The sequence below is a fragment of the Pantoea dispersa genome (genome assembly GCF_035783935.1).
GTDB classification, from domain to species: domain Bacteria; phylum Pseudomonadota; class Gammaproteobacteria; order Enterobacterales; family Enterobacteriaceae; genus Pantoea; species Pantoea dispersa_C.
Genome location: NZ_JALKOV010000001.1, coordinates 205,059 through 231,114 on the forward strand (window position 1 = coordinate 205,059; position 26,056 = coordinate 231,114).

Annotated in this window: 23 protein-coding genes; 16 read left to right on the forward strand and 7 right to left on the reverse strand. The window is 62.5% G+C overall.

The window, feature by feature from the left end; all coding sequences use genetic code 11:
• The first annotated feature begins 13 nt into the window (after positions 1-13).
• The 4 genes from MXF20_RS01040 to MXF20_RS01055 are packed head-to-tail and all read left to right on the forward strand — an operon-like array spanning position 14 to position 3,917.
• Positions 14-835: an ABC transporter substrate-binding protein gene (locus MXF20_RS01040; protein WP_021508447.1), complete on the forward strand. Its 822-nt coding sequence runs from the start codon at positions 14-16 to the stop codon at positions 833-835.
• Positions 836-846: 11 nt separating this feature from the next.
• Positions 847-1,692, forward strand: coding sequence for a polysaccharide deacetylase (locus tag MXF20_RS01045; protein WP_325967142.1), 846 nt, complete (start codon positions 847-849; stop codon positions 1,690-1,692).
• Positions 1,685-2,572 (forward strand): polysaccharide deacetylase, encoded by an 888-nt coding sequence (locus tag MXF20_RS01050; protein ID WP_325967143.1) that lies wholly within the window; start codon positions 1,685-1,687, stop codon positions 2,570-2,572. The genes MXF20_RS01045 and MXF20_RS01050 overlap by 8 nt, the downstream gene beginning before the upstream one ends.
• A complete protein-coding gene (locus MXF20_RS01055; RefSeq protein WP_325967145.1) occupies positions 2,556-3,917 on the forward strand; it encodes an MmgE/PrpD family protein in 1,362 nt (453 codons plus the stop codon). The genes MXF20_RS01050 and MXF20_RS01055 overlap by 17 nt, the downstream gene beginning before the upstream one ends.
• A 141-nt stretch (positions 3,918-4,058) precedes the next feature.
• On the opposite strand, the gene MXF20_RS01060 is transcribed toward MXF20_RS01055, so the two are convergent.
• Positions 4,059-5,144: an iron-containing alcohol dehydrogenase family protein gene (locus tag MXF20_RS01060; protein ID WP_325967146.1), complete on the reverse strand. Its 1,086-nt coding sequence runs from the start codon at positions 5,142-5,144 to the stop codon at positions 4,059-4,061.
• A 128-nt stretch (positions 5,145-5,272) separates the two neighbouring features.
• Between MXF20_RS01060 and MXF20_RS01065 the strand changes: the two genes are divergently transcribed.
• From MXF20_RS01065 to ybiB, 3 genes are all read left to right on the forward strand, one after another.
• Complete coding sequence (locus tag MXF20_RS01065; RefSeq protein WP_325967148.1) at positions 5,273-6,169, forward strand: LysR family transcriptional regulator; 897 nt, start codon at positions 5,273-5,275, stop codon at positions 6,167-6,169.
• A 54-nt stretch (positions 6,170-6,223) separates the two neighbouring features.
• On the forward strand, positions 6,224-8,359 hold the full coding sequence (gene dinG, locus MXF20_RS01070; protein ID WP_325967150.1) for an ATP-dependent DNA helicase DinG: 2,136 nt from the start codon (positions 6,224-6,226) through the stop codon (positions 8,357-8,359).
• Positions 8,360-8,431: 72 nt separating this feature from the next.
• A complete protein-coding gene (ybiB, locus tag MXF20_RS01075) occupies positions 8,432-9,400 on the forward strand; it encodes a DNA-binding protein YbiB (protein ID WP_325967151.1) in 969 nt (322 codons plus the stop codon).
• 113 nt (positions 9,401-9,513) lie between these two features.
• Here the strand turns inward: ybiB and MXF20_RS01080 are convergent, their stop codons facing one another.
• The 3 genes from MXF20_RS01080 to hutH form a co-directional block, all read right to left on the reverse strand.
• Entirely contained in the window at positions 9,514-10,671 is a 1,158-nt protein-coding gene (locus MXF20_RS01080; RefSeq protein WP_325967152.1) for a M20 aminoacylase family protein, read from the reverse strand.
• Between the two features lie 336 nt (positions 10,672-11,007).
• The gene (hutU, locus tag MXF20_RS01085) at positions 11,008-12,693 is read right to left on the reverse strand and encodes a urocanate hydratase (protein ID WP_058775328.1); all 1,686 of its coding nucleotides are present in this window, start codon (positions 12,691-12,693) and stop codon (positions 11,008-11,010) included.
• A 10-nt stretch (positions 12,694-12,703) separates the two neighbouring features.
• The gene (hutH, locus tag MXF20_RS01090; RefSeq protein WP_325967154.1) at positions 12,704-14,257 is read right to left on the reverse strand and encodes a histidine ammonia-lyase; all 1,554 of its coding nucleotides are present in this window, start codon (positions 14,255-14,257) and stop codon (positions 12,704-12,706) included.
• A gap of 319 nt (positions 14,258-14,576) precedes the next feature.
• Between hutH and hutC the strand changes: the two genes are divergently transcribed.
• A complete protein-coding gene (gene hutC / locus MXF20_RS01095) occupies positions 14,577-15,332 on the forward strand; it encodes a histidine utilization repressor (RefSeq protein WP_021508436.1) in 756 nt (251 codons plus the stop codon).
• Here hutC and MXF20_RS01100 read toward each other — a convergent pair.
• Both MXF20_RS01100 and MXF20_RS01105 read right to left on the reverse strand, forming a co-directional pair.
• Positions 15,316-15,855: a HutD family protein gene (locus tag MXF20_RS01100; RefSeq protein WP_325967155.1), complete on the reverse strand. Its 540-nt coding sequence runs from the start codon at positions 15,853-15,855 to the stop codon at positions 15,316-15,318. The two genes, hutC and MXF20_RS01100, sit on opposite strands and share 17 nt — an antisense overlap.
• Positions 15,852-17,207, reverse strand: coding sequence for a formimidoylglutamate deiminase (locus tag MXF20_RS01105; RefSeq protein ID WP_325967157.1), 1,356 nt, complete (start codon positions 17,205-17,207; stop codon positions 15,852-15,854). The genes MXF20_RS01100 and MXF20_RS01105 overlap by 4 nt, the downstream gene beginning before the upstream one ends.
• An 84-nt stretch (positions 17,208-17,291) precedes the next feature.
• Between MXF20_RS01105 and hutI the strand changes: the two genes are divergently transcribed.
• The 7 genes from hutI (at position 17,292) to MXF20_RS01140 (ending at position 24,246) form a co-directional block, all read left to right on the forward strand.
• Positions 17,292-18,506, forward strand: a complete 1,215-nt coding sequence (hutI, locus tag MXF20_RS01110) for an imidazolonepropionase (protein WP_325967159.1) — start codon at positions 17,292-17,294, stop codon at positions 18,504-18,506.
• A complete protein-coding gene (gene hutG / locus MXF20_RS01115) occupies positions 18,503-19,294 on the forward strand; it encodes an N-formylglutamate deformylase (protein WP_325967162.1) in 792 nt (263 codons plus the stop codon). Before hutI ends, hutG begins: the two co-directional genes overlap by 4 nt.
• A 345-nt stretch (positions 19,295-19,639) precedes the next feature.
• Entirely contained in the window at positions 19,640-20,491 is an 852-nt protein-coding gene (locus MXF20_RS01120; protein ID WP_325967164.1) for a transporter substrate-binding domain-containing protein, read from the forward strand.
• A gap of 12 nt (positions 20,492-20,503) precedes the next feature.
• On the forward strand, positions 20,504-21,223 hold the full coding sequence (locus tag MXF20_RS01125) for an ABC transporter permease subunit (protein ID WP_325967166.1): 720 nt from the start codon (positions 20,504-20,506) through the stop codon (positions 21,221-21,223).
• A gap of 11 nt (positions 21,224-21,234) precedes the next feature.
• Entirely contained in the window at positions 21,235-21,963 is a 729-nt protein-coding gene (locus tag MXF20_RS01130) for an ABC transporter permease (RefSeq protein WP_058757808.1), read from the forward strand.
• Position 21,964: 1 nt separating this feature from the next.
• Positions 21,965-22,765: an ABC transporter ATP-binding protein gene (locus MXF20_RS01135; RefSeq protein ID WP_325967168.1), complete on the forward strand. Its 801-nt coding sequence runs from the start codon at positions 21,965-21,967 to the stop codon at positions 22,763-22,765.
• Positions 22,762-24,246, forward strand: a complete 1,485-nt coding sequence (locus MXF20_RS01140; RefSeq protein WP_325967169.1) for a histidine ammonia-lyase — start codon at positions 22,762-22,764, stop codon at positions 24,244-24,246. Before MXF20_RS01135 ends, MXF20_RS01140 begins: the two co-directional genes overlap by 4 nt.
• Before the next feature lie 35 nt (positions 24,247-24,281).
• Here MXF20_RS01140 and MXF20_RS01145 read toward each other — a convergent pair whose 3' ends face one another.
• A complete protein-coding gene (locus MXF20_RS01145; protein WP_211726421.1) occupies positions 24,282-24,911 on the reverse strand; it encodes a flavin reductase family protein in 630 nt (209 codons plus the stop codon).
• A 182-nt stretch (positions 24,912-25,093) separates the two neighbouring features.
• On the opposite strand from MXF20_RS01145, the gene rlmF reads away from it, so the two are divergent.
• Entirely contained in the window at positions 25,094-26,020 is a 927-nt protein-coding gene (gene rlmF / locus MXF20_RS01150; RefSeq protein ID WP_325967170.1) for a 23S rRNA (adenine(1618)-N(6))-methyltransferase RlmF, read from the forward strand.
• Positions 26,021-26,056: the final 36 nt, after the last annotated feature.

Consider the following 26,056-nt stretch of genomic DNA (forward strand, 5'->3'; position numbering starts at 1 on the left):
CCGGGGTGAATAAATGAAAAAGCTGTTATTGAGTGCCATCAGTGCCGCGCTGCTGCTGCAATCCTCTGCCTGGGCGGAGATTGCCGTACCGGCCAGTATCAAAGAGAAAGGGCTGACCGTCGCCATCATGCCGAACTACCCGCCGATGGATTTTAAAGATCCGGCCACCAATCAGCTGAGCGGCGTCGATTATGAGCTGGGCCAGGCGATTGGCGAAAAGCTGGGCGTGAAGGTCAACTGGCAGGAGATTGCCTTTGAACAGATGGTCAACGCGGTAGTGACCAAACGCGTCGATCTGGTGATGTCCGGCATGACCGACACCAAAGAGCGGCAGAAAGTGGTCAACTTCATTGACTACTTCAAAACCGGCCCGCAGTTCTACACTCTGGCGGCGCGCAGCGACATCAACAGCGCCACCGATCTGTGCGGCAAAAAAGTAGGCACCAGCCGCCGCACCACCTTCCCGCAGGAGATTGCTACCTGGTCCAAAGCGCACTGCGAAGCAGCCGGTAAACCCGCGATTATCGTGGTGGGTGCGGAAGGCACCGCCGATGCGCGCACGCAGCTGCGCCAGCGTCGTCTTGATGGCGCAGTGCAGGGCAGCGAAACCCTGCCGTACATCATGAATCTGGAAAAAGGCACCTTCAAGCCGCTGGATAAAGCCTTCTCCTTCCAGTACACCGGCATGGCGCTGGGTAAAGATGCCGGCGAGCTGACCACCGCGATTCAGGCGGCCATTAACGCCATGATTGCCGATGGCAGCTACCAGAAAATCCTCAGCAAATGGGGCCTGAGCGACAACGGCATTGCCGAAGCGACGGTGAATCAGGGCTAAGGAGCGGGCGTATGCAACAACCGGGCGCAGTGCGCTGGCCGCAGGGCAAGCGTGGCTGTATGGCGCTGGCGTTTGATCTGGATGGGCCGACCGGCGACGCCATGCTGAATGGCAGTTTATGGTCAACGCCGGAGTATTTCACCTTTGGCGCCTACGGGCCATTTCGTGCGCTCGGTCGGCTGCTCGATCTGCTGCGCGCCTTCCAGCTGCCGGCCACGTTTTTTGTGCCGGCGTGGGTGGTAGAGCAGTGGCCGCGACAGTGCCAGGCGATCATCGAGCAGGGCCACGAAGTGGCCTATCACGGTTATCGCCACGAATCGTTCTGGGCGATTACGCCAGATGAACAGCGCGCCGTGATGGCGCGCTCGGCCGCCATCTTTCAGCAGTATCTCGGCATCCGCGCCTGCGGTTTTCGCACCCCTTCTGGCGACTGGCATGCCGAAACGCCGCAGATTCTGCGTGAGGCCGGGGTGATTTACTCCAGCAGCATGCGCGGTGACGATCGGCCCTACAGCATGGCTGTCGCCGGACATACGCCGCTGGTAGAGATCCCGGGCAAGTGGGAGATGGACGATTACGCCTCGCTGGCCTATACGCGCCAGCCAGATTTCCCGCAGGGCGGCGACCGCATCGCCAGCTATGCGCACACCGTTGACAACTGGCAGCGCGAATTTGACGGCGCGATGGCGGAAGGATTGTGCCTGACCACGCTGTTCCACCCGAAAATATCCGGGCAGCCCGGCCGTTTGCTGTTGCTGGAGCAACTGTTTGCCCACATGACGGCGCGCGACGATGTGTGGTTTGCGCGCTGTGATGCGGTGGCTGCGTGGTATTTGCAGGAGCAGCACCATGACTGAATCTTCTCGCTGGCCGTCGGGCAAACAATCGGCGGCCATCATTACCATCGACTATCACGATATTCACGGCATCCTGACGCAGGCGCCTGCGGTCGCCGGGCGCGATAAAACCCTGTCGGTGTGGCGCTATGGCACGCTGCGCGGCGTCGATCGTCTGCTGGAACTGCTGGCGGAAAAACAGCTGCTGGCCAGCTGGTGCTTACCGGCCATCGTCGCCGAAGAGCAGCCGCAGGTGCTGCAGCGCATTGTCGCCGCCGGCCATGAGATCGCCTGTAGCGGCGAGCGACACGAAGACTTCTCGGCGCTGACGCTGGCGCAGCAGATTACCAGCGTGACGCGCGGCTGCGAGCGGCTGGCGCAGCTCACTGGCCGGGCCATCGAAGGATTTCGTACGCCGGCCGGCCAGTGGAAGCCGGGACTCGCTGCGGCGCTGGCGGCGCACGGCATCCGCTGGTCCTCCGGCTGGCGCGGCGATGACTTACCCTATTTTCATCCGGGCACCCGGCTGGTGGAACTGCCGATGCATTACACGCTGGAAGATGCACCTTATTTTGCCTTCAACCTCAGCCCGGCGATTCCGCCCGGACAGTCGCGTATCGCGCCTTATGGCGAAACGCTGGCCAACCTGACGCAGGATTTCCACGGCTTTCACCGTTTCGGCCTGTGTTATCTGCTGCGGCTGCACCCGGAAATCATTGGCACCGCCGGGCGCATTGGCCTGCTGCGCCAGCTGCTGGAGACGCTGCAGCAGCACGATGTGTGGATCGCTACTGCCGGCCAGGTGGCCGCGCACTGGCAGACGCAGCCGGATAACGATGCCGATCATCCGGCAGAGGTATTTGCCCGACTCAGCGGAGGCGAACATGGACACCACGCTTGATCGGCTGGCGGACTTCATCGCGGCCACCCGGTTCGCTCAGCTGCCGGAACCGCTGGTGATGCAGGCAAAACGTCATCTGCTGGATACGCTCGGCGCCGCGCTGGCGGGCTGTGACAGCCCGATCTGGCGCGAATGTCAGACGCTGGTGGCCGACGAGGGCGGCAGCGGCGTGGCGCAGCTGTGGGGCTGTGCGCAGCAAGCTTCCCCGCGTCAGGCGGCGTGGCTCAACGGCGTGGCGGCACACATGTATGAGCTGGATGACACCGGCGGCTGCGATCACTCCGGAGCCGTGGTACTGCCGGCGCTGCTGGCGGCACTGCCGCTGGCAACGCAGCCGGTTAACGGACGGGAATTCATCACCGCGATGGTGATCGGTTATGACATCGGTCGCCGCGTGCTGGAGGCCTGCGGCGGCTATGCGGCGCACAACGGCGCGGGCTGGCACTCAACCGCCAGCTGCGGCGTATTTGGCGCGGCGGCGGCAGTCAGTGCGCTGTTACGGCTGCCGGCCACGCAGTGCGCCTCGGCACTGGGCATCGCCGCCAGCTTCAGTGGTGGCCTGTGGGGCTTTATTCATGACGGCTCGCACACCAAAAAGCTGCACGCGGCGCGTGCGGCGGAAGGGGGCGTGCAGGCGGCGCTGCTGGCTCAGCGCGGCATCAGCGGACCTGCCGCGGTATTTGAGGCGCGCTGGGGCGGCTTTCTGCAAACGCTGGCGAGTGAAACCCAGCAGCCTGCCGCGCTCACGGCGCAGCTGGGCGAAGTATGGAAGCTGGCGCGCTGTTCCATCAAACCGTACGCCGCCTGTCGCGGCACGCATGCGGCGATCGATGCGCTGGGTCTGCTGCTTGAGCAGCATGCGGTGGCGACCCAGGACATCGCGCGCATTGTGGTTGGGCTCAATCCGTTTCTGCTGGAGATGTGCGGTACGCGTGAGCTCACCAGCCTCGCCGCCGCGCAAATGAGCCTGCCGTATGCGCTGACGGCGCGCGCGCTGTATGGCACAGCGGAGCTGACGAGTTATGACGACGACCGTCGCCTGAGTGCGGAAGCAGCCGCGCTGATGGCGCGCATTGAACTGGAGATTGATGACCAGCAGGGGCGCGATGATGAACCGTGGGTGCGGCTGGAGACGGTGCAGGGCCAGCAGTGGCAGCAGCACGTCGCGGTGCCGTCCGGATCGCCGGCGAATCCGCTGAGCGACGCGTCGCTGCGTGCCAAATACCGCAGCCTCGCCGCGCGCGTGTTGCCGGCGACGCAGGTGCAGCAGCTGGAAACGCGGTGTCTGACGCTGGAAAACGTGGCGGATATGCGGCACGTCGCGGCGTTGCTGGCGACCCGGTAAAAGTGGGGCGCCAGCCATGGCGTAATGCGTGTCTGTTAACGTTTAAATACATTCAAAACAAGGGCACTTTTCGTAGCGGCGCAATTTATTGCGCGATGAATCGCGCCGCTACGACCAGGGTGCGATTCGCGGTTTCCTTAATCAAACCCGTTGCGCCAGCGCTTCAATCCGCGCCATCGCCGCCCGCAGCCGCGCTTCGGTCACCGCTTCGGCCATGTTGGCCATATCCGGCGCGTGAACGGATTCGTGCACAATCAGCGCCAGCTCGCTTTCATCCAGCGCGGCAATTTCGGCCAGCGTCAGCGGTACGCCGCAGTCGCGCGCCAGGCGCATCTCATCCACCAGCTCTTCGTCGCTGCGATCCTCCAGCGCCAGCAGGCACAAATTACCGTAACCCACCAGCAGGCCGTGACCAAACTCGCGCGTTTTGTCGCAGAAGGTGAAACCTTCGTAGATGGCATGCGCAGCGGCGGCGTGGGCGCCATTGCTCATCAGCGAGGTCAGACCGGCCCAGGTAAAAATCGCGTCCAGCACCTGATCGAGCGAAGTGCCGCTCTCACCGCGCAGCACCGCTGCGTAAGCCGCCGGACCGTGCTCCGCGATCACCTCATAGCAGATCTGGCTGTGCGCCAGCGAAGAGAGCGCATTGCCGGTGCGCGCCGGATGGCGCGTGCTGACCGCCCGAAACTCATACCATTTAGCCAGCGTATCGCCGAGACCCGCGGCCAGCCAGCGGGCAGGGGCGGCTGCCAGCAGCTCACTGTCGATGATCACCGCCGCCGGTGCCTGTGGCAGCGGGAAGATATCGAAGAAGTTGCCGTTATCGTCGTAGCGAATGGTCAGCGGAGTCACGGCGGCGCAGGTGGCGGCAATCGTCGGTACGGTTACCACCGGCAGTCCGAGCTGTGCGCCCACCGCTTTGATGGTGTCCAGCGCCTTGCCACCGCCGGCGCCGATCAGCACCTCTGCCTGCTGTTCTGTCGCTAACGCCGCCAGCCGGTCGATATGGTTACTCGAGGTTTCGCCACCAAACCACACCGGTGCCAGCAGTTCGACACCCGCGGCGTCCAGCTGCGCCTGCACGCGCGTGGTCACCGCCTGCAGCGCGCGCTGGCCGCCAATCAGCAGTGCGCGCTGGCCCAGCCCGGCGCAGATGGCCCCCAGCTGGTTAATCACACCCGCACCGCGCAGCACGCGCGCCGGGAACAGCAAATTTTGTTGCGACATAGCGAAAGCTCTCTTTTTCAGGGAATGTCAGCATCATCGCCAAAGCGGCTTGCAGAAAAAATCGTTGTCAGCCGATAATCACTTCACAATTTTGTTAACTATTGTCAGCAATCCCTGAAGGAAGAGCCGTGTTGACGTTACCCAATCTCAAGCTGCTGCAGGTGTTCGCCAGCGTGGTGGAAAACCAGGGCTATTCACGCGCGCAGCAGGCGCTGAACATGACCACGCCCGCCATCAGCGCCTACATGAGTGACCTGGAAAGCCAGCTGGGCTTTATCCTGTGCCAGCGCGGGCGCGCGGGCTTTGCACTGACCAGCAAAGGCGAACAGTTCTACGCTTACACCCGGGAAATGCTGGCGACGCTGAGCGGTTGGCAGTCGCAGGTGGAGACGCTGAAAAGCGCGCAGGGCGGCACGTTTGCGCTCGGCGTGGTCGATGCTACCGTTACCGACAGCACGCTGGATCTGCCGGCGATCGTGGCGCGTTTTAATCAGCGCTTTCCGGCGGTATTCCTCACCCTCAGCGTGTGCGAGCCCAACGAGCTGCAGCAGCAGGTGCTGGAAGATCGGCTCGATTTGGCCATCGGCCACTTCCCGCTGCGCGCCAGCAATCTGGTGACGCTGCCGTTGTACGAGGAGCAGCAGTGGCTGTACTGCAGTCCGCAACATGTGCTGGCGCAGGGCGAGGTGGATGTGCGTCGCGTGCAGCAAACCGGCATGGTAACGCGGCGCTACTGGAACCAGCAGGAGCTGAACAAGCGCGGTTTTCGCCATAGCACCGCGTCGGTGGAGAGCATTGAAGCGCAGCTGACGCTGATCCTTTCCGGGCGTTACATTGGCTTTTTACCCGAGCATTACGCGCGCAGCCGCGAGCAGCAGAGCCAGCTGCTGCGCCTGTTGCCCCACCATTTTCACTTTCGTGCGCCGTTTTCGTTCGCCTTCCGGCGCGGCCGCGCGCGCGAGCCGCTGATCCGCGCGATGCGCGAAATTCTGAATCCAGCGCGAAAAACTGAGCGCGAAAGCTGACGCTGCGGCAATACTGTGTAAAAATACAGGCCGGTTTAACCAACAGTATTCACTATGGCCCTGACAGCAGCGATAAAAAGCCAGATTGCGCAATGGTATAAGGCGCTGCAGCAGCAGGTTCCTGACTTTATCCCGCGCGCGCCGCAGCGCCAGATGATCGCCGAAGTGGCGAAGAGTCTGGCCGGTGACGATGGTCGCCATCTGGCCATTGAGGCGCCCACCGGCGTCGGCAAAACCCTGTCCTACCTGATTCCCGGCATTGCGGTCAGCCGCGCCGAAGAGAAACGTTTAGTCATCAGCACCGCCAACGTGGCGCTGCAGGATCAGATCTTCAGCAAAGATCTGCCGCTATTAAAGAAAATCATTCCTGACCTCACCTTCACCGCGGCTTTTGGTCGCGGGCGCTATGTCTGTCCGCGCAACCTGACCGCGCTGGCAGCCACGGACGATCAGCAGGGCGATCTGTTGCTGTATCTCGACGAACAGGCGGTGACCGGTTCGAAAGAGGAGCAGAAATTCTGCGCGCGGCTGGAGAAAGACCTCAGCAGCTATAAGTGGGATGGCCTGCGCGATCACAGCGACGTGGCGATTGATGACAGCCTGTGGCAGCGCCTCTCCACTGATAAAGCAAACTGCCTGGCACACCACTGCCGCTGGTATCGCGAATGTCCGTTCTTTGTGGCGCGACGCGAAATCGAACAGGCCGATGTGGTGGTGGCAAACCATGCGCTGGTGATGGCGGCGATGGAGAATGAGTCGGTGCTGCCGCCGGCCAAACACCTGATGCTGGTACTGGATGAAGGGCACCATCTGCCGGAAGTGGCGCGGGATGCGCTGGAGATGAGCGCGGAGATCACGCCGGGCTGGAGCAGCCTGCAGCTCGATCTGTTTGTGCGGCTGGTGGAGACCATCATGGCGCAGTTCCGGCCGAAATCCCCGCCGCCGCTGAGCAATCCCGAGCGTCTGAAAGGGCACTGTGATGAGATGCGCGAGCAGCTGCAGACGCTGTGCAACGCGCTCAATCCTCTGCTGCCGCGCGACAATCAGCCAGGCGAGTTTCGCTTTGTGCTCGGTGAGCTGCCGCCAGAACTGCTGACCCTGTGCGCGCGGCTGTTTAAGCTGAGTGATGCGCTGCGTGGCCTGAGCGAAGGGCTGCTCAACGAACTGGGCGAACAGACCGGCAAGGCCGATATTATGCGGCTGCACAAGGCTATCCTGCAGCTCAATCGCCACTTTGGCTGGTTTGAGTCGATCAGCAAACTGTGGCGGCTGGCGGCGATGGAAAAGGCGTCTAACGCGCCGGTGTCAAAATGGGTGACGCGCGAAATTCGCGACGGCCAGGCGCATCTGCTGTTTCACTGCGCCGGGATTCGCGTCAGCGATCAGCTGGAAAAGCTGCTGTGGCGCAAAATCCCGCACGTGGTGGTGACCTCGGCCACGCTGCGTTCGCTGAACAGCTTTAATCGCCTGCAGGAGATGTCCGGCCTGAACCCAAAGGCCGGCGACCGCTTCGTGGCGCTCGATTCGCCGTTTAACCATGTCGACCAGGGCAAGCTGGTGATCCCGCAGATGCGCTATGAGCCGCTGCTGGCCAATGAAGCGGAGCACATTGCTGAGATGGCGCGCTTCTTCCGCCAGCAAATGCAGGCGCAGCAGCATAAAGGTGTGCTGGTGCTGTTTGCCAGCGGGCGCGCGATGCAGCAGTTTGTCAGCCTGGTGCCGGAGCTGCGTCTGTCGATGCTGGTGCAGGGCGATCAGCCGCGTTCACGGCTGGTGGAGCTTCACCGGCAACGGGTGACCGCCGGACAAAGCAGCATTCTGGTTGGCCTGCAATCTTTTGCCGAAGGGCTCGATTTGAAAGGCGATCTGCTGTCGCAGGTGCACATCCATAAAATTGCTTTTCCGCCGGTAGACAGTCCGGTAATTTTGACCGAAGGCGAGTGGCTGAAGAGCCTCAAACGCTATCCGTTTGAAGTACAGAGTTTACCCAGCGCGTCATTTACGCTGATCCAGCAGGTCGGGCGTTTGATCCGCAGCCACCAGTGTTTTGGCGAAATCATCATTTACGATCGCCGGCTGATCAGCAAAGCCTACGGCAGCCGCCTGCTGGCCGCGCTGCCGGTGTTTCCGATTGAACAACCGCCGGTGCCGGAAGCGGACAAACCGGCGAAGCGCAGCAAGAAATCCTGAGTATGCGGCAACAGCCGGATGCACGATTGTTGGCCGCCGGGTGACGGCGCGCCCTGGAAGCGGGAAAGCCTGATGGAACTGAATAAGATCATTAAAGAGATTGGCCGCGGCAAGAATCACGCACGCGATATCGACTTTGACACCGCCGTGGCGCTTTACAGCGCGATGCTGGCGGACGAGGTGCCGGATCTCGAACTGGGCGGCGTGCTGATTGCGCTGCGCATCAAAGGGGAAGGGGAAGCGGAGATGCGCGGCTTCTACCATGCGATGCAGCAGCGTATGATGCGGCTGCAGGCGCCGGCACAGCGTCCGATGCCGATCGTCATTCCCAGCTACAACGGCGCGCGCCGCCAGGGCAACCTGACGCCGCTGCTGGCGCTGCTGCTGGTGAAGCTCGGTTTTCCGGTGCTGCTGCACGGCGTGAGTGACGATCCGACTCGCGTGACCAGCGAAGCGGTGCTGGCGGCGCTGGATATCGCGCCGGTGACCAGCGCGCCGCAGGCGCAGGCGAAACTCGACGCCGGCGAGCTGGCGTTCATCACCATCGATGATTTATGTGCGCCAATGGCTAAACAGCTGGCGCTGCGCTGGCGCATGGGCGTGCGCAACAGTGCGCACACGCTGGCCAAGCTGGCGACGCCGTTTGCCGAACGCGCCGCGCTGCGGCTGGCGAGCGTGTCGCATCCGGAATATGTGCCGCGCGTGGGGAAATTTTTCCAGGATATCGACGCACCGGCCATTCTGCTGAACGGCACCGAAGGTGAAGTGTATGCCAATCCGCAGCGCTGCCCGGCGATTAATTATATTCGCGGTGCCGGCGCAGAAGCCGAAGTGTGGGTTGAGCGGCAGCCAGAGGTCGCGCTGGCGCTGGCCGGGAGCAAAAGCGCGCAGGATACCGCAGCGTGGATTCGTCAGGTGCTGGCGGGTGAACGCGCGGTGCCGCAGGCGCTGCGCCTGCAGCTGGCGTGCTGTCTGGTGGCGACCGGCGAAGCCGCGACGATGGCTGATGCCGAAACGCGGTTACAGCAGGCGGGGATCTAACCAGGCTGCCCGACAGGCCATGCACGAAAACCTGGGCGGTGACGGCGGTCACCGCAGCGGTTGCGCAGGGCGCACATGCCTGCGCAACTGAATTGGCTCGCTGAGCATTGCCTTCAGCGTTTTATCAGCACGCTCTCTACCAACTGCTGCCAGAACGTAATACCAATCGGCAGCAGCGCATCGTTGAAATCATAGTTCGCATTGTGCAGCGGGGCTGAGGGCGTGGCACCGTCGGCGCCGAGCCAGAAATAGGCACCGGGACAGGCTTCCAGCATGCAGGCGAAATCTTCAGACGCCATTGACGGGTTAACCTGCCAGTGCACCTGCTGTTCGCCCAGTAGCTGGCACGCCACGTCACGCACCTGCTCCGCCGGGGCAACATGGTTGGCGGTAACCGGATAGCCGGGATACCAGTGAATCTCGCCGCTGACGCCAAACGGGCGCGGCAGGGTCGTCACAAAATCTTCAATCAGACCGCGCACGCGGTTGCGCACGTCGGTCTGCAGACATCGCACCGTACCGCGCAGCGTGATCTGCTCCGGAATGACGTTGATGGCTTCACCACCGTGAATCTGGGTAACGCTGACCACCGCCGACGCCAGTGGTGACAGGCGGCGCGACGGGATGGTTTGCAGCGCCAATATCAGCTCAGCGGCCACCACCATCGGGTCGGCACCGCTTTCCGGCATCGCCGCGTGACAGCTTTTGCCGTGCAGCGTAATCTCAAACGAATCCAGCGATGCCATCATCGCGCCCGGATTTACCGCCAGCGATCCCACCGGCAGCCCCGGCCAGTTGTGCATCGCGTATACCGCATCCATCGGGAAGCGCTGAAACAGACCTTCTTCCACCATTTTGCGCGCACCGCCGAGATTCTCTTCGGCCGGCTGAAACAGGAAATGTACGGTGCCCTTGAAATTACGCGTGGCGGCCAGCTGACAGGCTGCGGCCAGCAGTATCGCGGTGTGGCCATCGTGACCGCAGGCGTGCATCACGCCTGGCCGGCTCGATTTCCACTGCGCATCGCCTTTTTCGGTGATCGGCAGGGCATCCATATCGGCGCGCAGGCCGATGACCGGACCGGGGCCGTTTTCCAGCGTGCCGATCACGCCAGTGCCGGCGAGGCCGCGAAACACCTGCAGTCCGGCATCGGTCAACACCTGTGCCACCAGCTCGCTGGTCTGCTGCTCCTGGTAACCCAGTTCAGGGTGTTGATGTAACTGACGACGCCAGGTGAGGGCGTTTTCCAGCAGGACAGCAGGCAGGCTCATAAAGTAAGGCTCCATCAGCAGCGTCAGCTGCGCAATCTCCGACGCGGGAAGTTAAGTGTCCACTGTAGTGGCAAGCGCAGGGGGCGTCTATCGTGGAAAGGAATAATTTGGCTATAGGCTATAGCGGAATGGCATAAGGGGACAAGGTCGGCATGAATGCCGACCCTACAGGGAGTGATGGATAACGCCGTGCTGGTGCTGCATGTGGTCGGCATGAATGCCGACCCTACATAATGCACTCTTTTGGAACAATGTTACGGCTTAACAGGCCAACACGACGTTATTGTTTAGCCGGGGTAACCTACCGTAGTGTGCGCATTGATGCGCACCTGGAAACTACTTCAGCATCGGCAAATTGAGACCGTGCTGCTCTGCGCAGGACTGCGCCAGCTCGTAGCCCGCATCGGCATGGCGCATTACGCCGGTGGCCGGGTCGTTCCACAGCACGCGACCGAGGCGTGCATCCGCTTCAGCCGTACCGTCACAGACGATCACCACCCCGGAGTGCTGCGAGAAGCCCATACCGACGCCGCCGCCGTGGTGCAAACTGACCCACGTGGCTCCGCCTGCGGTGTTCAGCAACGCGTTCAGCAGCGGCCAGTCCGACACCGCATCCGAGCCATCCTTCATCGCCTCGGTTTCACGGTTAGGTGACGCCACTGAGCCGCAGTCGAGGTGGTCACGACCGATCACGATCGGCGCTTTCAGCTCGCCGTTGCGCACCATCTCATTGAATGCCAGCGCGGCTTTATGCCGCTCGCCCAGCCCCAGCCAGCAAATACGCGCCGGCAGGCCCTGGAAGGCGATGCGCTCCTGTGCCATATCCAGCCAGCGGTGCAGGTTTTTGTGATCCGGGAACAGCTCTTTCAGTTTGGCGTCGGTTTTATAGATATCTTCCGCATCGCCCGAGAGCGCCACCCAGCGGAACGGGCCTTTGCCCTCGCAGAACAGCGGACGAATATACGCCGGCACGAAGCCCGGGAAATCAAAGGCGTTTTTCACCCCTTCATCCAGCGCCACCTGACGAATGTTGTTGCCGTAATCCACGGTCGGCACACCCATGTGGTGGAAGTCGAGCATTGCCTGCACGTGCTGCGCCATTGAGGCGCGTGCCGCTTTCTCCACCGCTTTCGGATTGCTGACGCGCTCGGCTTCCCAGCGTGCCACGTCCCAGCCCACCGGCAGATAGCCGTTAATCGGGTCGTGCGCGGAGGTCTGATCGGTCACGATGTCAGGCTTCATGCCGCCCGCTTTCGCGCGCTGCACCAGCTCCGGTACCAGCTCGGCCGCGTTGCCCAGCAGGCCCACGGAGATCGCCTGACCGGCTTCGGTGGCGTCTTTGATCAGCGCCAGCGCCTCATCCAGGCTGTAAGCTTTATGGTCGAGGTAGCGGGTGCGCAGACGGAAATCGATGCGCGACTCCTGGCACTCAATCGCCAGCACGCAGGCACCGGCCAGCACGCCCGCCAGCGGCTGCGCGCCGCCCATGCCGCCGAGACCGGCGGTGAGAATCCAGCGGCCGGTCAGGTCGCTGTTGTAGTGCTGGCGACCGGCTTCGGCGAAGGTTTCAAAGGTGCCCTGCACGATGCCCTGTGCGCCGATGTAAATCCATGAACCGGCGGTCATCTGGCCATACATCATCAGTCCGGCCTTATCCAGCTCGTGGAAGTGATCCCACGTCGCCCAGTGCGGCACCAGGTTAGAGTTGGCCAGCAGTACGCGCGGCGCATCGGCATGGGTGCGGAACACACCGACCGGCTTGCCGGACTGAATCAGCAGCGTCTCTTCCGGCTGCAGCGCGCGCAGCGAGCGCAGAATCTGTTCAAAGCACGCCCAGTTGCGCGCGGCTTTGCCGATTCCGCCATACACCACCAGATCCTCCGGGCGTTCGGCCACGTCAGGATCGAGGTTGTTCTGAATCATGCGGTATGCCGCTTCAATCAGCCAGTTGGCGCAGTGCAGTTCATTACCGCGCGGCGCACGGATTTCACGGGCAACAGCCTGAGTCAAAGTTTCGCTCATCATCGGTTCCTTAATTAGCAGTAGAACGCTGGCTTGGCAGCAGCGCAGTAAGGGTTTCAGGCCAGGCATGACTGCTGGCCCACAGGCGCATGGCATCAATGTCCGGCGCCAGTAAACGGTCCTGATCGAGGAAGGCGACCTGCGCACGAATGCGGCTCATCTCCTGTTCGATCGCGGCAGAGCTTTGCAGTGGACGATGGAAGTCGATGCCCTGCGCCGCCGCCATCGCTTCAATACCGACCACGGCAGCGGTGTTGAAGCACATCTCGCCCAGACGCCGTGCCGCGTAGGTGGCCATCGATACGTGATCTTCCTGATTGGCTGAAGTCGGCAGGCTGTCAACGCTGCCCGGATGCGCCAGCGATTTGTTTTCTGAGGCCAGCGCGGCAGCGGTGACCTGCGCAATCATAAAGCCCGAGTTCACGCCGCCGTCGCGCACCAGGAAGGGCGGCAGACCGGAAAGGCCGGTGTCGAGCAGCAGCGCCAGACGGCGTTCGGAAATCGCGCCGACTTCCGCAATGGCCAGCGCGATGATGTCGGCGGCAAAGGCCACCGGCTCAGCGTGGAAGTTGCCGCCGGAGATCACGTCGCCGCTGTCGCTGAAGACCAGCGGGTTGTCGGAGGCGGCGTTGGCTTCAATCTGCAGCACGCGCGCGGCGTGGCTGAGGTTATCGAGACAGGCGCCCATCACCTGCGGCACGCAGCGAATCGAATAGGGATCCTGTACGCGTCCGCAGTTGCTGTGCGAGCTGAGAATTTCGCTGCCTTCGAGCAGCGTCTCCACCGCAGCGGCGACGGCAATCTGGCCGTGCTGGCCGCGCGCCTGATGAATGCGTGCATCAAACGGTTTTACCGAGCCTTTGATCGCTTCCAGCGACAGCGCACCGGCCATCAGCCCGGCGGCAAACAGATTCTCGGCTTCAAACAGGCCGCGCAGCGCCAGCGCGGTTGAGACCTGAGTGCCGTTGAGCAGCGCCAGACCCTCTTTCGGTCCCAGCACAATCGGCTGCAGGCCAACGCGGGCCAGTCCTTCGCGGGCCGGCACCAGTTGGCCGTCAATGCGCACCTGGCCTTCACCGAGCAGCATCAGGGAGAGATGCGCCAGCGGTGCCAGATCGCCGGACGCACCAACCGATCCTTTTGCCGGAATGCACGGCATCACGCCGGCGTTGAACAGCGCCAGCAGCGCATCAATCAGCTCCATACGGATGCCCGAGTGGCCGCGCGCCAGGCTAATGATTTTGCTGGCGACCACCAGACGGGTGACGTTGTCCGGCAGCAGATCGCCGAGGCCGACGCTGTGCGACAGCACCAGGTTGCGCTGCAGTTCCGCCAGGCGTTCGGCCGGGATCTGCGTCTGCGCCAGCTTGCCGAAGCCGGTGTTGATGCCGTACACCACCTTGCCGGAAGCGACGATGGCCTCGACGGTTTCACGTGCGCGGTCAATGTCCGCCCGCGCTTCCTCTGCCAGCTGCAGCGTCACCTGGTCCTGATAAATACGGCGTAAGGTGGCGAGGTCCACTTCACCGGGAACGAGGCGAATTGCCTGAACCGAACCTGACATAGTCTACTCCTGTCTATACAAGTTATTTGTCACGCTCTGGCGGAGTGAAGAAGGCGATGACCGCCGCCAGAGGTGCGATAAGTGTTGTGAGTGAAGCATAAGTGTCTAATCTTGTCTATACAAGTAGCAAGCGCTGTGCCAGATTGATCATATTCTGTGAAACGTGCCGCAATGCGGGCGAGGCAACATTCAGCCCGGCAGCCTGCACTAAAAGCGGGCGGCGACTGCACCACTACGGCAGGCTTTGCACCATTGGATGTATATACATTTAGGCGGCGAGACAGTAAACTTCACTCATCATTCGGAAAAGGAACAGGAAATGGCGGAGCAAACGGCAATCGCACAGCTGGCGGCAGCGATGGGGGATGAACCCGCGCCCATTTACCAGCGCGTTAAGCAGGCAATCGTCAGCCAGATCCGGGAAGGTCACTGGAAAGCCAACCAGCGGGTGCCGTCCGAGAGCGAGCTGGTGAATGAACTGGGCGTCAGCCGCATGACCATCAACCGTGCGCTGCGGGAACTCACCAGCGAAGGGTTTCTGGTGCGCATGCAGGGCGTCGGCACCTTTGTCGCGGAGATGAAGGGCTATACCGCAATGCTGGAAGTGCACAACATCGCCGATGAAATTGCCCAGCGCGGCCACACGCACAGCTGCAAAATTCTCTCGATTGGTCAGATGAAGGCGGATCCGGAACAGGCGGCGGTGCTGGGATTGTCCACCGGTCAGACGCTGTATCATTCGCTGATCGTGCACTATGAAAATGAGCTGCCGGTGCAGCTGGAAGATCGTCTGGTCAATCCGCTGGTGGCACCCGACTATCTCAGCCAGGATTACCACAGCCTGACGCCGTACACCTATCTGATGCGCGTCGCCCCGCTGACTGCCGGTGAGCACATTGTTGAAGCGGTACTGCCGGATTTGCGCCAGCGTAAGCACCTGGCGCTGGACGAGCACGAGCCGTGCCTGCTCATCCGCCGCCAGACGTGGAGCGACAACAAAATCGTGACCTACGCGCGCCTGCTCTATCCCGGTTCACGCTACAAGCTGCTGGGCCGCTTCAGGGGACACGGCTAAGTGCGATAAACAGCAGGCTGGCCTCTGCCGTTTGCGGCACCAGCTGCTGTTGCGCCTGCAGCCACCACATGCCCTGCTGCACCTGCAGCGTCTCGCCCGCACTGCTGCGCCACGAACCCGCCAGCACATACGCCACGCCATGCAGACTGCTGACCGACTGCTGCTCCACGCTCACCGCCGCGCGCCAGCGGTCGCGCCGCGTCATGATGTTGAAGTCCTGACAGCTGCCGCTGACCTGCGCCTCAATCGCCCATTCGCCGGAAAAGGCCCACGGCTGATGAGGCAGCAGCTGCTGTTCGGCCTGTTCACAACGCAGCAGTACGCTATCGCCGTGCAGTAAAGTGATCACCCGATCGACGCCGGGGAAGGGCGAGAACGGCCCGTCGGCGTCGATGGTGGCGATGCTGGCGCGCCACTCGAACTGCGCCGCGCCCGGGGGATAGCTGATGATTTCGCGCGTTTCCCCGCCGCCGTTGCGCCAGCGGCTGACCGGCAGCTGCGCATAATCAAAGCGCGCGTTCATTGCAGCGCTCGCATCGCCCGGGCAAAGCCAGCGGCGGCCGCTTCTTCCGCCGCGTGATGGCCTTGCTGAATCACCGGCTGTCCGGCAACAAACACGTCACGAATCTGCTGGCTGCTGCCGGCAAACAGCCAGCGATTGAGCAGCGCGGCGGAACTGACGCTGGCCAGCAGCGCATCCTCCTCCAGCACCAGCCAGTCGGCGCGTTTGCCCACCGCCAGCTCACCGCCGGCAATACCACAGGCCTGCGCGCCGCCCTGCGCTGCCTGCTGCCACAGCAGATCGCCGACCGAAGGTTGATCGGTGAGCGTGATGCGGTTGCGGCGACGGTCGCGCAGCCGCTGGCCATACTCCAGCCAGCGCAGCTCCTCCAGCGCACTGAGCGAAACGTGGCTATCAGAGCCAATGCCCCAGCGCCCGCCGCGCCCGATGTACTCCACCGCCGGGAAGATGCCGTCGCCGAGGTTGGCTTCGGTGGTGGGACACAGCCCGGCAATGGCACCGCTGTCCGCCATGCGCGCGATCTCCGGCTGATCGAGATGGGTGGCGTGAATCAGGCACCAGCGCGCATCGACGGCAAAGCGATTATACAGCCACGCCACCGGCCGCTCGCCGCTCCACGCCAGGCTGTCACTGACCTCTTTTTCCTGCTCGGCAACGTGAATGTGCACCGGCAGATGCGCAGCGCTGGCGGCCAGCACCTCATGCATCTGGGCTTCGCTCACCGCGCGCAGCGAGTGGAAGCACAGGCCGTGATTGATCAGCGGCTGCTGCGCGCTCCACTGCGCGACGCGCTGCTGCTGTTGCAGATAGGCATCGGTGTGCTGAATGAAGCGTCGCTGACCGTCGCTGGCCGGCTGCGCACCGAAGCCGCTGTAGCTGTACAGCACCGGCAGCAGCGTCTGGCCGATACCGGCGGTGTGCGCCGCCTGCATCAGCTGGTGCAGCATCGCATCGTCGGCGTACGGCTGGCCGTGCGGATCGTGATGCAGATAGTGAAATTCCGCCACCTGGCTGTAGCCGCCTTTGAGCATATCAATGTAGAGATGGGTGGCGATGGCGCCGACCTGCTCAGGCGACAGGCGCTGCACCATGCGGTACATCAGATCGCGCCACGTCCAGAAGCTGTCCTGCGGATCGCCCGCCACTTCCGCCAGCCCGGCCATGGCGCGCTGGAAGGCATGGGAATGCAGGTTGGCCATCGCCGGAATCACCGGGCCGGCCAGGCGCACGGCGTCACCGGGCGTACTGTCGGCGGTAAGGGCGCGAATAAATCCCTGATCGTCGGTTGCGATCAGCACGTTTTCCTGCCAGCCGTCGGCCAGCCGTGCGCGTGGGGCAAAATAAACTGCCATGGTTGATCCTCAATGGCGGAAAGTTGTATATACATATACATACTTTGAGGCGCAGTGTAAATCGCCAGACAAAAGGGGAGTGGGATGGCAAGTAAACAGATCGACAGCCTGTGGCTGGGGGCCGATGTGGTCACCATGCGTGACGGTCGCTATAACCTGATTGAGGATGGCGCCGTGGCGGTGGATAACGGCGAGCTGGTGTGGGTGGGCCCGCGCAGCGCGTTACCGGACTTTGCCCCGCGCCGGCAGCAGCAGTTTGACGGCGGCATCATCACGCCCGGTCTGGTGGATTGCCACACGCATCTGGTGTTTGGCGGCGATCGCAGCCAGGAGTTCGAGCAGCGGCTCAACGGCGTGAGCTACGCGGAGATCGCCGCGCAGGGCGGCGGCATCATGTCGACGGTACGCGCCACGCGGGCGGCCAGCCAGCAGCAGCTGATCGACTCGGCACGCTGGCGGCTCGATCGCCTGCTGGCTGAGGGCGTCACCACGGTGGAGATCAAATCCGGTTACGGGCTGGATGAAGAGAGCGAGCTTACTCTGCTGCGCGCAATCCGCGAACTGGCGCAATCGGTGCCTGCCGACGTGCAGGCTACCTGCCTGGCGGCGCACGGCATCCCGCCGGAGTTCCGGGAAAACCCACAGGGCTGGATTGATATTATCTGCCAGCGCCTGTTGCCGCGGGTGAAAGCGGAAGGGCTGGCGGATGCGGTCGATGCGTTCTGCGAACATCTGGCGCTGTCACCGCAGCAGGTCAGCGCGGTATTTGATGCCGCCACCGCGCTCGGTCTGCCGGTGAAGCTGCATGCCGAACAGCTGTCGGCGCTCGGCGGTGCCGCACTGGCGGCGCGCTATGGCGCGCTTTCCGCCGATCACCTCGAATACGCCACGGAGGACGATGCCCGCGCGATGGCAGAGCATGGCACGGTGGCGGTCCTGCTGCCGGGGGCGTTCTACCTGCTGCGCGAGACGCAGCGTCCGCCGGTAGAACTGTTCCGCCAGCACGGCGTGCCGATGGCGCTGGCCAGCGATGCCAATCCGGGCACGTCACCGGCGCTGTCGCTGCGGCTGATGCTGAATATGGGCTGTACGCTGTTTGGCCTGACGCCGGAAGAAGCGCTGGCCGGCGTCACGCTGTGGGGCGCGAAGGCGCTCGGGTTGCAGGCCACGCACGGTTCGCTGGAGCCGGGCAAGGTAGCCAATTTTGTCCACTGGCCGCTGGCTCGCCCGGCTGAGCTGGTTTACTGGCTGGGCGGCGAACTGCCGTGCCAGGTTATCTATCGTGGAGAAGCGCAATGACCCCTTTTCATTTCACCGCCGGTAAGCTGCCGCTGCTGGTCAGTATTCCACATGCCGGCACCCAACTGACGCCGGAGGTTGATGTCGGGCTGAGCGAGGCCGCGCGCGGCCTGCCGGATACCGATTGGCATATCCCGCTGCTGTACGATTTCGTGCGCGATCTCGGTGCCAGCGTGCTGATCGGTCACTATTCACGTTTTGTCATTGACCTTAACCGTCCGCCGGACAATCAGCCGCTGTACAGCACGGCCACCACCGGACTCTATCCGGAGACGCTGTTTGACGGCACGCCGACGTTCCAGCCGGGCATGACGCCGGACAGCGCGGCGCGCCAGCGCTATCTGGACACTATCTGGCAGCCTTATCATCAGCAGATTCAGCAGGAGCTGGCGCGGCTGAAAGCCGAACATGGCTATGCGCTGCTGTTTGATGCGCACTCCATCGCCTCGGTGATTCCGCGTCTGTTTGACGGCCAGCTGCCGGACCTGAACATCGGCACCAATGAGGGCGCCAGCTGTTCGGCGGCCAGCATCGCGGCGATTGAGCAGGTGTGCGCCGCGCAAAGCGACTACAGCTGGGTGGTGAACGGACGCTTTAAAGGCGGCTACATTACGCGCGCTTACGGCCAGCCAGCGCAGGGCGTGCAGGCGGTACAGCTGGAACTGGCGCAGCTGAATTACATGGATGAAGCGCCGCCGTTCGCCTGGCAGCAGGACCGCGCCACGCAATTGCAGCACGTGCTGAAGCCGCTGCTGCAGGCGTTTCTGCAGGCGGGAAAAACCGTTTAACTGTTGCGGGTCGCCATCCCGGTGACCCCGTTTCTCATTTCGCGGATGTACATCCGCTGCACTCCCCAAATATGTGCAGCCAATGCCCTGAAAGTGTGCGTCGCCCGCGCCGCTGCATCACTCTCCCCCTGTGTTAACGCCTTTGCCGATCTGGCACAGCGCTTACTAGGTTGTATGTACAAGTAAAGACCGCGAGTGGATAAACGTTATTTATTCTGGCTGGCTCACAAAAAGCTTATGCCGACAATGATCTGCCGCACGCTAACTTGTATATACATGAAATGTCATTTGCGCTGTATCAGTTAACAGAGACAGCCTGATTTGCTAACCACCAGGAGAAGCCGTATGACACACCGTGCCCCGTTTCGCCGTTTTTGCCTCACTACGCTGTTTGCCAGCCTGATGCTAGCCGGTGTGGCTGCCGAGGCCAAAGAGTGGAAATCCATCACCATCGCCACCGAAGGCAGCTATGAGCCGTGGAACCTGACGCTGCCGGGCGGCAAGCTGGGCGGCTTCGAACCCGAACTGATGGAAGATTTATGCAAGCGCATGAGCATGCAGTGCAAGCTGGTGGTGCAGAACTGGGACGGAATGATCGCCGGACTGAACGCCGGGAAATATGACGTCATCATGGATGCCATCGTGATTACGCCGGACCGGAAAAAAGTGGTCAACTTCACCACGCCATATGCATCCACGCCAGCGACCTTCATTACCAGCAAAGATAACCCGCTGCTGCCGGCCGACAAGAACATCATCAAACTGCACGACGATGAAGCCGCCATTAACGCCGCCATCGCCCCGCTGAAAGCCGCGCTGAAGGGCAAAACCATCGGTATTGCCTCCGGCACCGTGTATACGCCGTTCATCGATAAATACTTCAAAGACGTGGCCGAGGTGCGCGAATACACCGCTTCAGCGGATGCGATTCTCGACCTGCAGGCGGGCCGCATCGATGCGGTGTTTGACGACGAGACCTTTGCGCAGTCAATGCTGGCGCGTAAAGAGAACAGCAACCTGACGTTCAGCGGCCCGCAGCTGGGCGGCCCGATCTGGGGTGAAGGCGAAGCGATGGGCGTGCGCATGGCCGATAACGATCTGAAAGCCAAACTCGACGCTGCCATCCACGCTGCGCTGGCGGACGGCACGGTGAAAAAGCTGAGCGAGAAGTGGTTTAAAACTGACGTAACGCCGTAAGTGAGGTGAAAGATGATGAGCCTGCTGAGTTTTGGTGCTGATGGCTGGGGTCGCCTGATTCTGAGCGCCGCCGGCACCACGCTGCTGCTGTCGCTGGCGGCGCTGATTATTGGTGCGGTGGTCGGTTCCGGTGTGGCGGCGGCGAAACTTTCGCCTCAGCGCTGGCTGCGCTGGCTGGGTGAAAGCTACTCCGTGGTGTTTCGCGGCATTCCGGAACTGCTGGTGATCTACCTGTTCTACTTCGGTGGATCAGGGTTGATTACGCTGGTCGGCCAGCTGTTTGGTGCAGACGGTTTTATCGAGGCGCCGCCGTTCCTGATTGGCGCGCTGGCGATCGGGCTCATCTCCGGATCCTATCAGGGTGAAGTGTATCGCGCTGCGCGCCTGGCGCTGGCGAAGGGCGAAGTTGAAGCGGCGGTGGCCATCGGGATGCCGCGCTGGCGCATCGCCCAGCGCATCCTCGTCCCGCAGATTGTGCGTTACGCGCTGCCGGGCATGTCCAACGTCTGGCAGATGAGCCTGAAAGATTCGGCGCTGGTGTCAGTGACCGGCATCGTCGAGCTGATGCGCGCCAGTCAGGTGGCCGCCGGTTCAACGCGCGATTACTTCACCTTTTACCTGATTGGCGGTGGCTGCTATCTGCTGCTGACACTGCTGTCGAACCATGCGTTTCGTCGCGCGGAATCGCGCCTCGGCCGCGCATGGCAAAGTCGCACTGCGGCACAGCACTAAGGAGCAGCAGTATGATCGACTTCGCTTTTCTTGCCGATACCTTTCTTAAGCTGAGCGCGGCGCTGCCGGTGACGCTCGGGCTGTTTATCAGCGCCTTTGTCTGCGGCGGGCTGCTGGCGCTGGGCATTCTGGCGCTGCGCATGAGCCGCTGGCGGCTGCTGAGCGGTTTTGCCCGCGGCTACATTCTGGTGTTTCGCGGCTCGCCGCTGCTGATTCAGCTATTTCTCATCTACTACGGCCTTGGCCAGTTTGGCGTGATTCGCCACAGTTTCGTCTGGCCGTTCCTGCGCGAGCCGTTTATCTGCGCGGTGCTGGCGCTGTCGCTATGTACCGCCGCTTACACCGCCGAGATCCTGCGCGGTGCGCTGCTGGCGGTGCCGGCAGGCCAGGTGGAAGCCGGACTGGCCTGCGGCATGTCGCGCTGGCTGCTGCTGCGCCGCATCATCGCGCCGATCATGCTGCGCTATGCGCTGCCGGCGTACTCCACCGAGGCGATTCTGCTGGTGAAATCCACCGCGCTCGCCAGCCTGGTTACGGTGTGGGATGTCACCGGCGTAGCGCAGCAGATCATCCAGCGTACCTATCGCACCATGGAAGTGTTCGTCTGCGCTGCGGCGATCTACCTGATCCTCAACTTTATTATCGTCCAGCTATACGCGCTGTTAGAACGCCGTCTGACCCCGGTGCACCGCGCTGAAAAAAAGCCGCTGCCCGCCGTTAAACCGCTTGCCGGAGAGTAATATGCATTCCACTTCACCTGTCACCTTGTCCGCCACCGATATCCATAAATCTTTTGGCGCTATGGAGGTGCTCAAAGGCATCTCGCTGCAGGCGCATCAGGGCGATGTCATTTCAATTCTCGGTGCCAGCGGCTCGGGCAAAAGTACCTTGCTGCGCTGCATCAATCTGCTGGAAACGCCGGATGCCGGCGTGGTGAGCGTCGGCGGCGAAACCATTGAAATGAAGCGCCACGCGCGCGGCCATCAGCTGGCGGCCAATCCTAAGCAGATCGAACGCCTGCGCTCGCGGCTGGGCATGGTGTTTCAGAGCTTTAATCTGTGGTCGCACATGACGGTGCTGCAGAACGTGATTGAAGGTCCGCACTATGTGCTGAAGCGCGACAAAAAAAGCTGTATTGCCCAGGCAGAGCAATTGCTGGATCGCGTCGGACTGCTCAACCGCAAGGATTTTTACCCGGCGCAGCTCTCCGGCGGCCAGCAGCAGCGCGTGGCGATTGCCCGTGCGCTGGCGATGGATCCGGAGGTGATGCTGTTTGATGAGCCGACCTCGGCGCTCGATCCGGAGCTGGTCGGCGAAGTGCTGAAGGTGATGCGCAGCCTGGCGGAGGAAGGGCGCACCATGCTGGTGGTGACGCACGAGATGGGCTTTGCGCGCAACGTCTCCAACCGCGTGGTGTTTATGCATCAGGGCAACATCGACTGCGAGGGCACGCCGGAAGCGATGTTCGGTGCCAGCGGTTCGCAGCGCTTTAAACAGTTTATCTCCAGCCATCAGAGCCACCACGTGGAGCAGCCAGTATGACCGTGGTCTGGGGCGATGCGCCGCTGACCTGGCAGGCGCTGGTGCAGGTGGCACGACATAACGCCGAACTGACGCTGAGCGTCGCCGCATGGCAGCGCATTGCACGTGGGCGCGAGATCGTGCAGCAGATCGTGACCAGCGGCCAGATCGCCTATGGCATCAATACCGGCCTCGGCGCGCTGTGCAACATTACGCTGCCGGAAGACCAGCTCAGCCAGCTGTCACGCAATACGCTGCTGAGCCACGCCTGCGGCGTTGGTCCGCTGCTGACGCGCGAGCAGACGCGCGCCATTCTGTGTGCGGCGATCGCCAACTACAGTCACGGCAAATCCGGCGTCTCGGTGGCGCTGGTGCAGCATCTGCTGGCGATGCTCAATCAGCAGATCACGCCGCAGGTGCCATCGCAGGGTTCAGTCGGTTATCTCACCCATATGGCGCACATCGGGCTGGCACTGATTGGCGTGGGCGACGTTGAGTACCAGCAACAGGTGATGCCGGCGGAGCAGGCGCTGCGGCTGGCCGGTTTGCAGCCGTATCGCCCCGGCGCCAAAGAGGGCCTGAGCCTGGTCAACGGTACGCCGTGCATGACCGGGCTGAGCTGTCTGGCACTCGACGATGCGGCACGGCTGCTGGACTGCGCGGATGTCACCGGGGCCATGAGCTTTGAAGCGCTGCGCGGTCAGCTGGCTGCGTTTGATGCTGAGGTGATTGCGCTGAAAGCCAGCCCCGGTATGCAGCATAGCGGCCAGCGTCTGCGTGCGCTGCTGAGCGACAGCTCGCTGCTGGCGGCGAGCTGCGGCATACGCACCCAGGATGCGCTCAGCCTGCGTTCAATGCCGCAGGTGCACGGTGCCAGCCGCGATCAGTTCGCCCACGCGGCACGTCAGATTGAGATCGAGCTGAACGCCTGCACCGATAATCCGCTGGTGCTGGGCACGCCGGACAACTGGCGCGTGGTGTCGCAGGCCAATCCGCACGGCGAATCGGTGGCCATGGCGGCCGATCTGCTGGCAATCGCCATGGCGGAGATCGGCAGCATTGCCGAGCGCCGGCTGGACCGGCTGGTCAATCCGCTGGTCAGCGGGCTGCCGCCGTTTCTTGTGGCGCAGCCGGGCGTCAACTCCGGCATGATGATCGCGCAATACGTGGCGGCGGCGTTGTGTGCGGAGAATCGCCAGCTGGCACAGCCGGCGGTGCTGGACAATTACGTCACCTCGGGATTGCAGGAGGACCATCTCAGCCTCGGCACCGGCGCGGCGCTCAAGCTGCTCAGACTGCTGGATAACGTCTGGCAGGTGCTGGCGATTGAGTACCTGCTGGCAGCGCAGGCACTGGACTTTCACGGTGAGGCGCAGCTGGCCGGCGGCACCCGCCAGGCGTTGCGCGCGCTGCGCGCTGAGGTAGCCACCTGGCAGGAGGATCGCTGGCTGGCGCCGGAGATGGCGCGTGCGGTAAAGGTGCTAAAAACGCTGGCCTGCTAGCGGCGCAATGCGCTGCGCCGCCAGCGTGTCAGGCCTTAGCCGCGGCGCGCGTCCGGGCGCACCAGATCAAAACGCTGATCTTCACTGATCGCGTAATAGGCGGAAGGACCGCCGGCGCGCAGAATCGGCTGCGCTTTGGCGGTCTGGTAGATGCCGTTCTCCAGCAGCGCTTCATCGATGTGAATCGCCACCGCTTCGCCCAGCACCAGCCAGCTCTCCAGCTCGCTTCCCTGCGTATCCTGCAGGCGAATCAGCTGCGTCAGGCGACACTCAAAGTTGACCGGGCTCTCCGCTACCATGCTGACGTTAACGTGCGAAGCCGCCAGCGGCGTCAGGCCGGCGAGGGCGAACTCGTCGTGATCGGGCGGCACCGAAGCGGAACTTTCGTTCATGGCTTCTGCCAGCGGACGCGTCGCCAGGTTCCAGACGAACTCGCCGGTTTCGCTGATATTCTTCACGCTGTCTTTCCAGCCGCTGCTGGCAAAGCCAATGATCGGGGGATGATAGTTGAAACAGTTGAAGAAACTGTAGGGCGCGAGATTGCGCTGGCCGCTGGCGCTTTGCGAGCTGACCCAGCCAATCGGGCGCGGGCCGACGATGGCGTTGAGCGGATCGTGAGGCAGACCGTGTCCGCTGCGTGGCTGATAAGAGTAACGTTGACGCATTTGCGCTCCTGATTCGTCCGGCATGCTGCGTTCTTCAGCGGCGCTGGCGGCTGGAACACGCAGAATTGCGGACGCAGTTTTTGGGACAATAGATTTAGATTCGTTGCACAAAATTTTCCTGGCGGATTGTGCGCTGCCGTCATCCAGCGTATCTTACGCGCGCATTACTGTCCGGAGAATCTATGAACAAGCCTGCCGCTACCGCGCTCTTTCATTCGCGTAACCGCCATCAGGGCCGTTATGATTTTGCTGCCCTGACCGCCGCGCATCCGCCGCTGGCGGATAAAGTGCGCCCCAACGGTTACGGTGAGCTGTCGGTTGATTTCGCCGATCCGCACGCGGTGCTGCTGCTGAATCAGGCGCTGCTGAAACTGTTTTATAACCTGAACTGGCAGTTGCCGGAAGGCTATCTGACGCCGCCGGTGCCGGGCCGTGCTGACTATATCCATGCGCTGGCGGATCTGCTGGCCAGCAACAACGGTGGCGTGCTGCCGCGCGATCTCGACGTGATGGATATTGGCTGCGGTGCCAACTGCATCTATCCGCTGATCGGTCATGCGGAGTATGGCTGGCGCTTTACCGGCACCGACATCAGCGCGGACGCCGTTAACGCCGCCAGTCAGATTGTCGCCAGCAATCCCGGCCTGCAGCGCGCCATTCGCCTGCGCCGTCAGAAGCAGGAGAGCGCGATTTTTGCTGGCGTGGTGCATAAGAACGAACGCTATCACGCGGTGCTGTGTAATCCGCCGTTCCACGCTTCGGCCGCCGATGCGGCCGCTGGCAGCCAGCGTAAAGTGCGCAATCTTGGCCTCGGCAAGCAGTCACCGCTGAACTTTGGCGGTCAGCATAACGAGCTGTGGTGCGACGGCGGTGAACGGGCGTTTATCGGCCGGATGATTGATGAAAGCGTCGCGTTAGGCGATCGCATCGTCTGGTTTACCTCGCTGGTGTCGCGCAAAGAGCACCTGCCTGAGCTGCGCGATCGCCTGAAGGCGCAGGACGCTTATCAGGTACGCATTGTCGACATGGCCCAGGGCCAGAAGCAAAGCCGTTTTATCGCCTGGACATTTTTACCGCCCGCCACGCGCGCGCAACGTCTGGCACGTTAACCGCTGCTCAGGTAAAAAAAAAGCCGCTACGGGGAA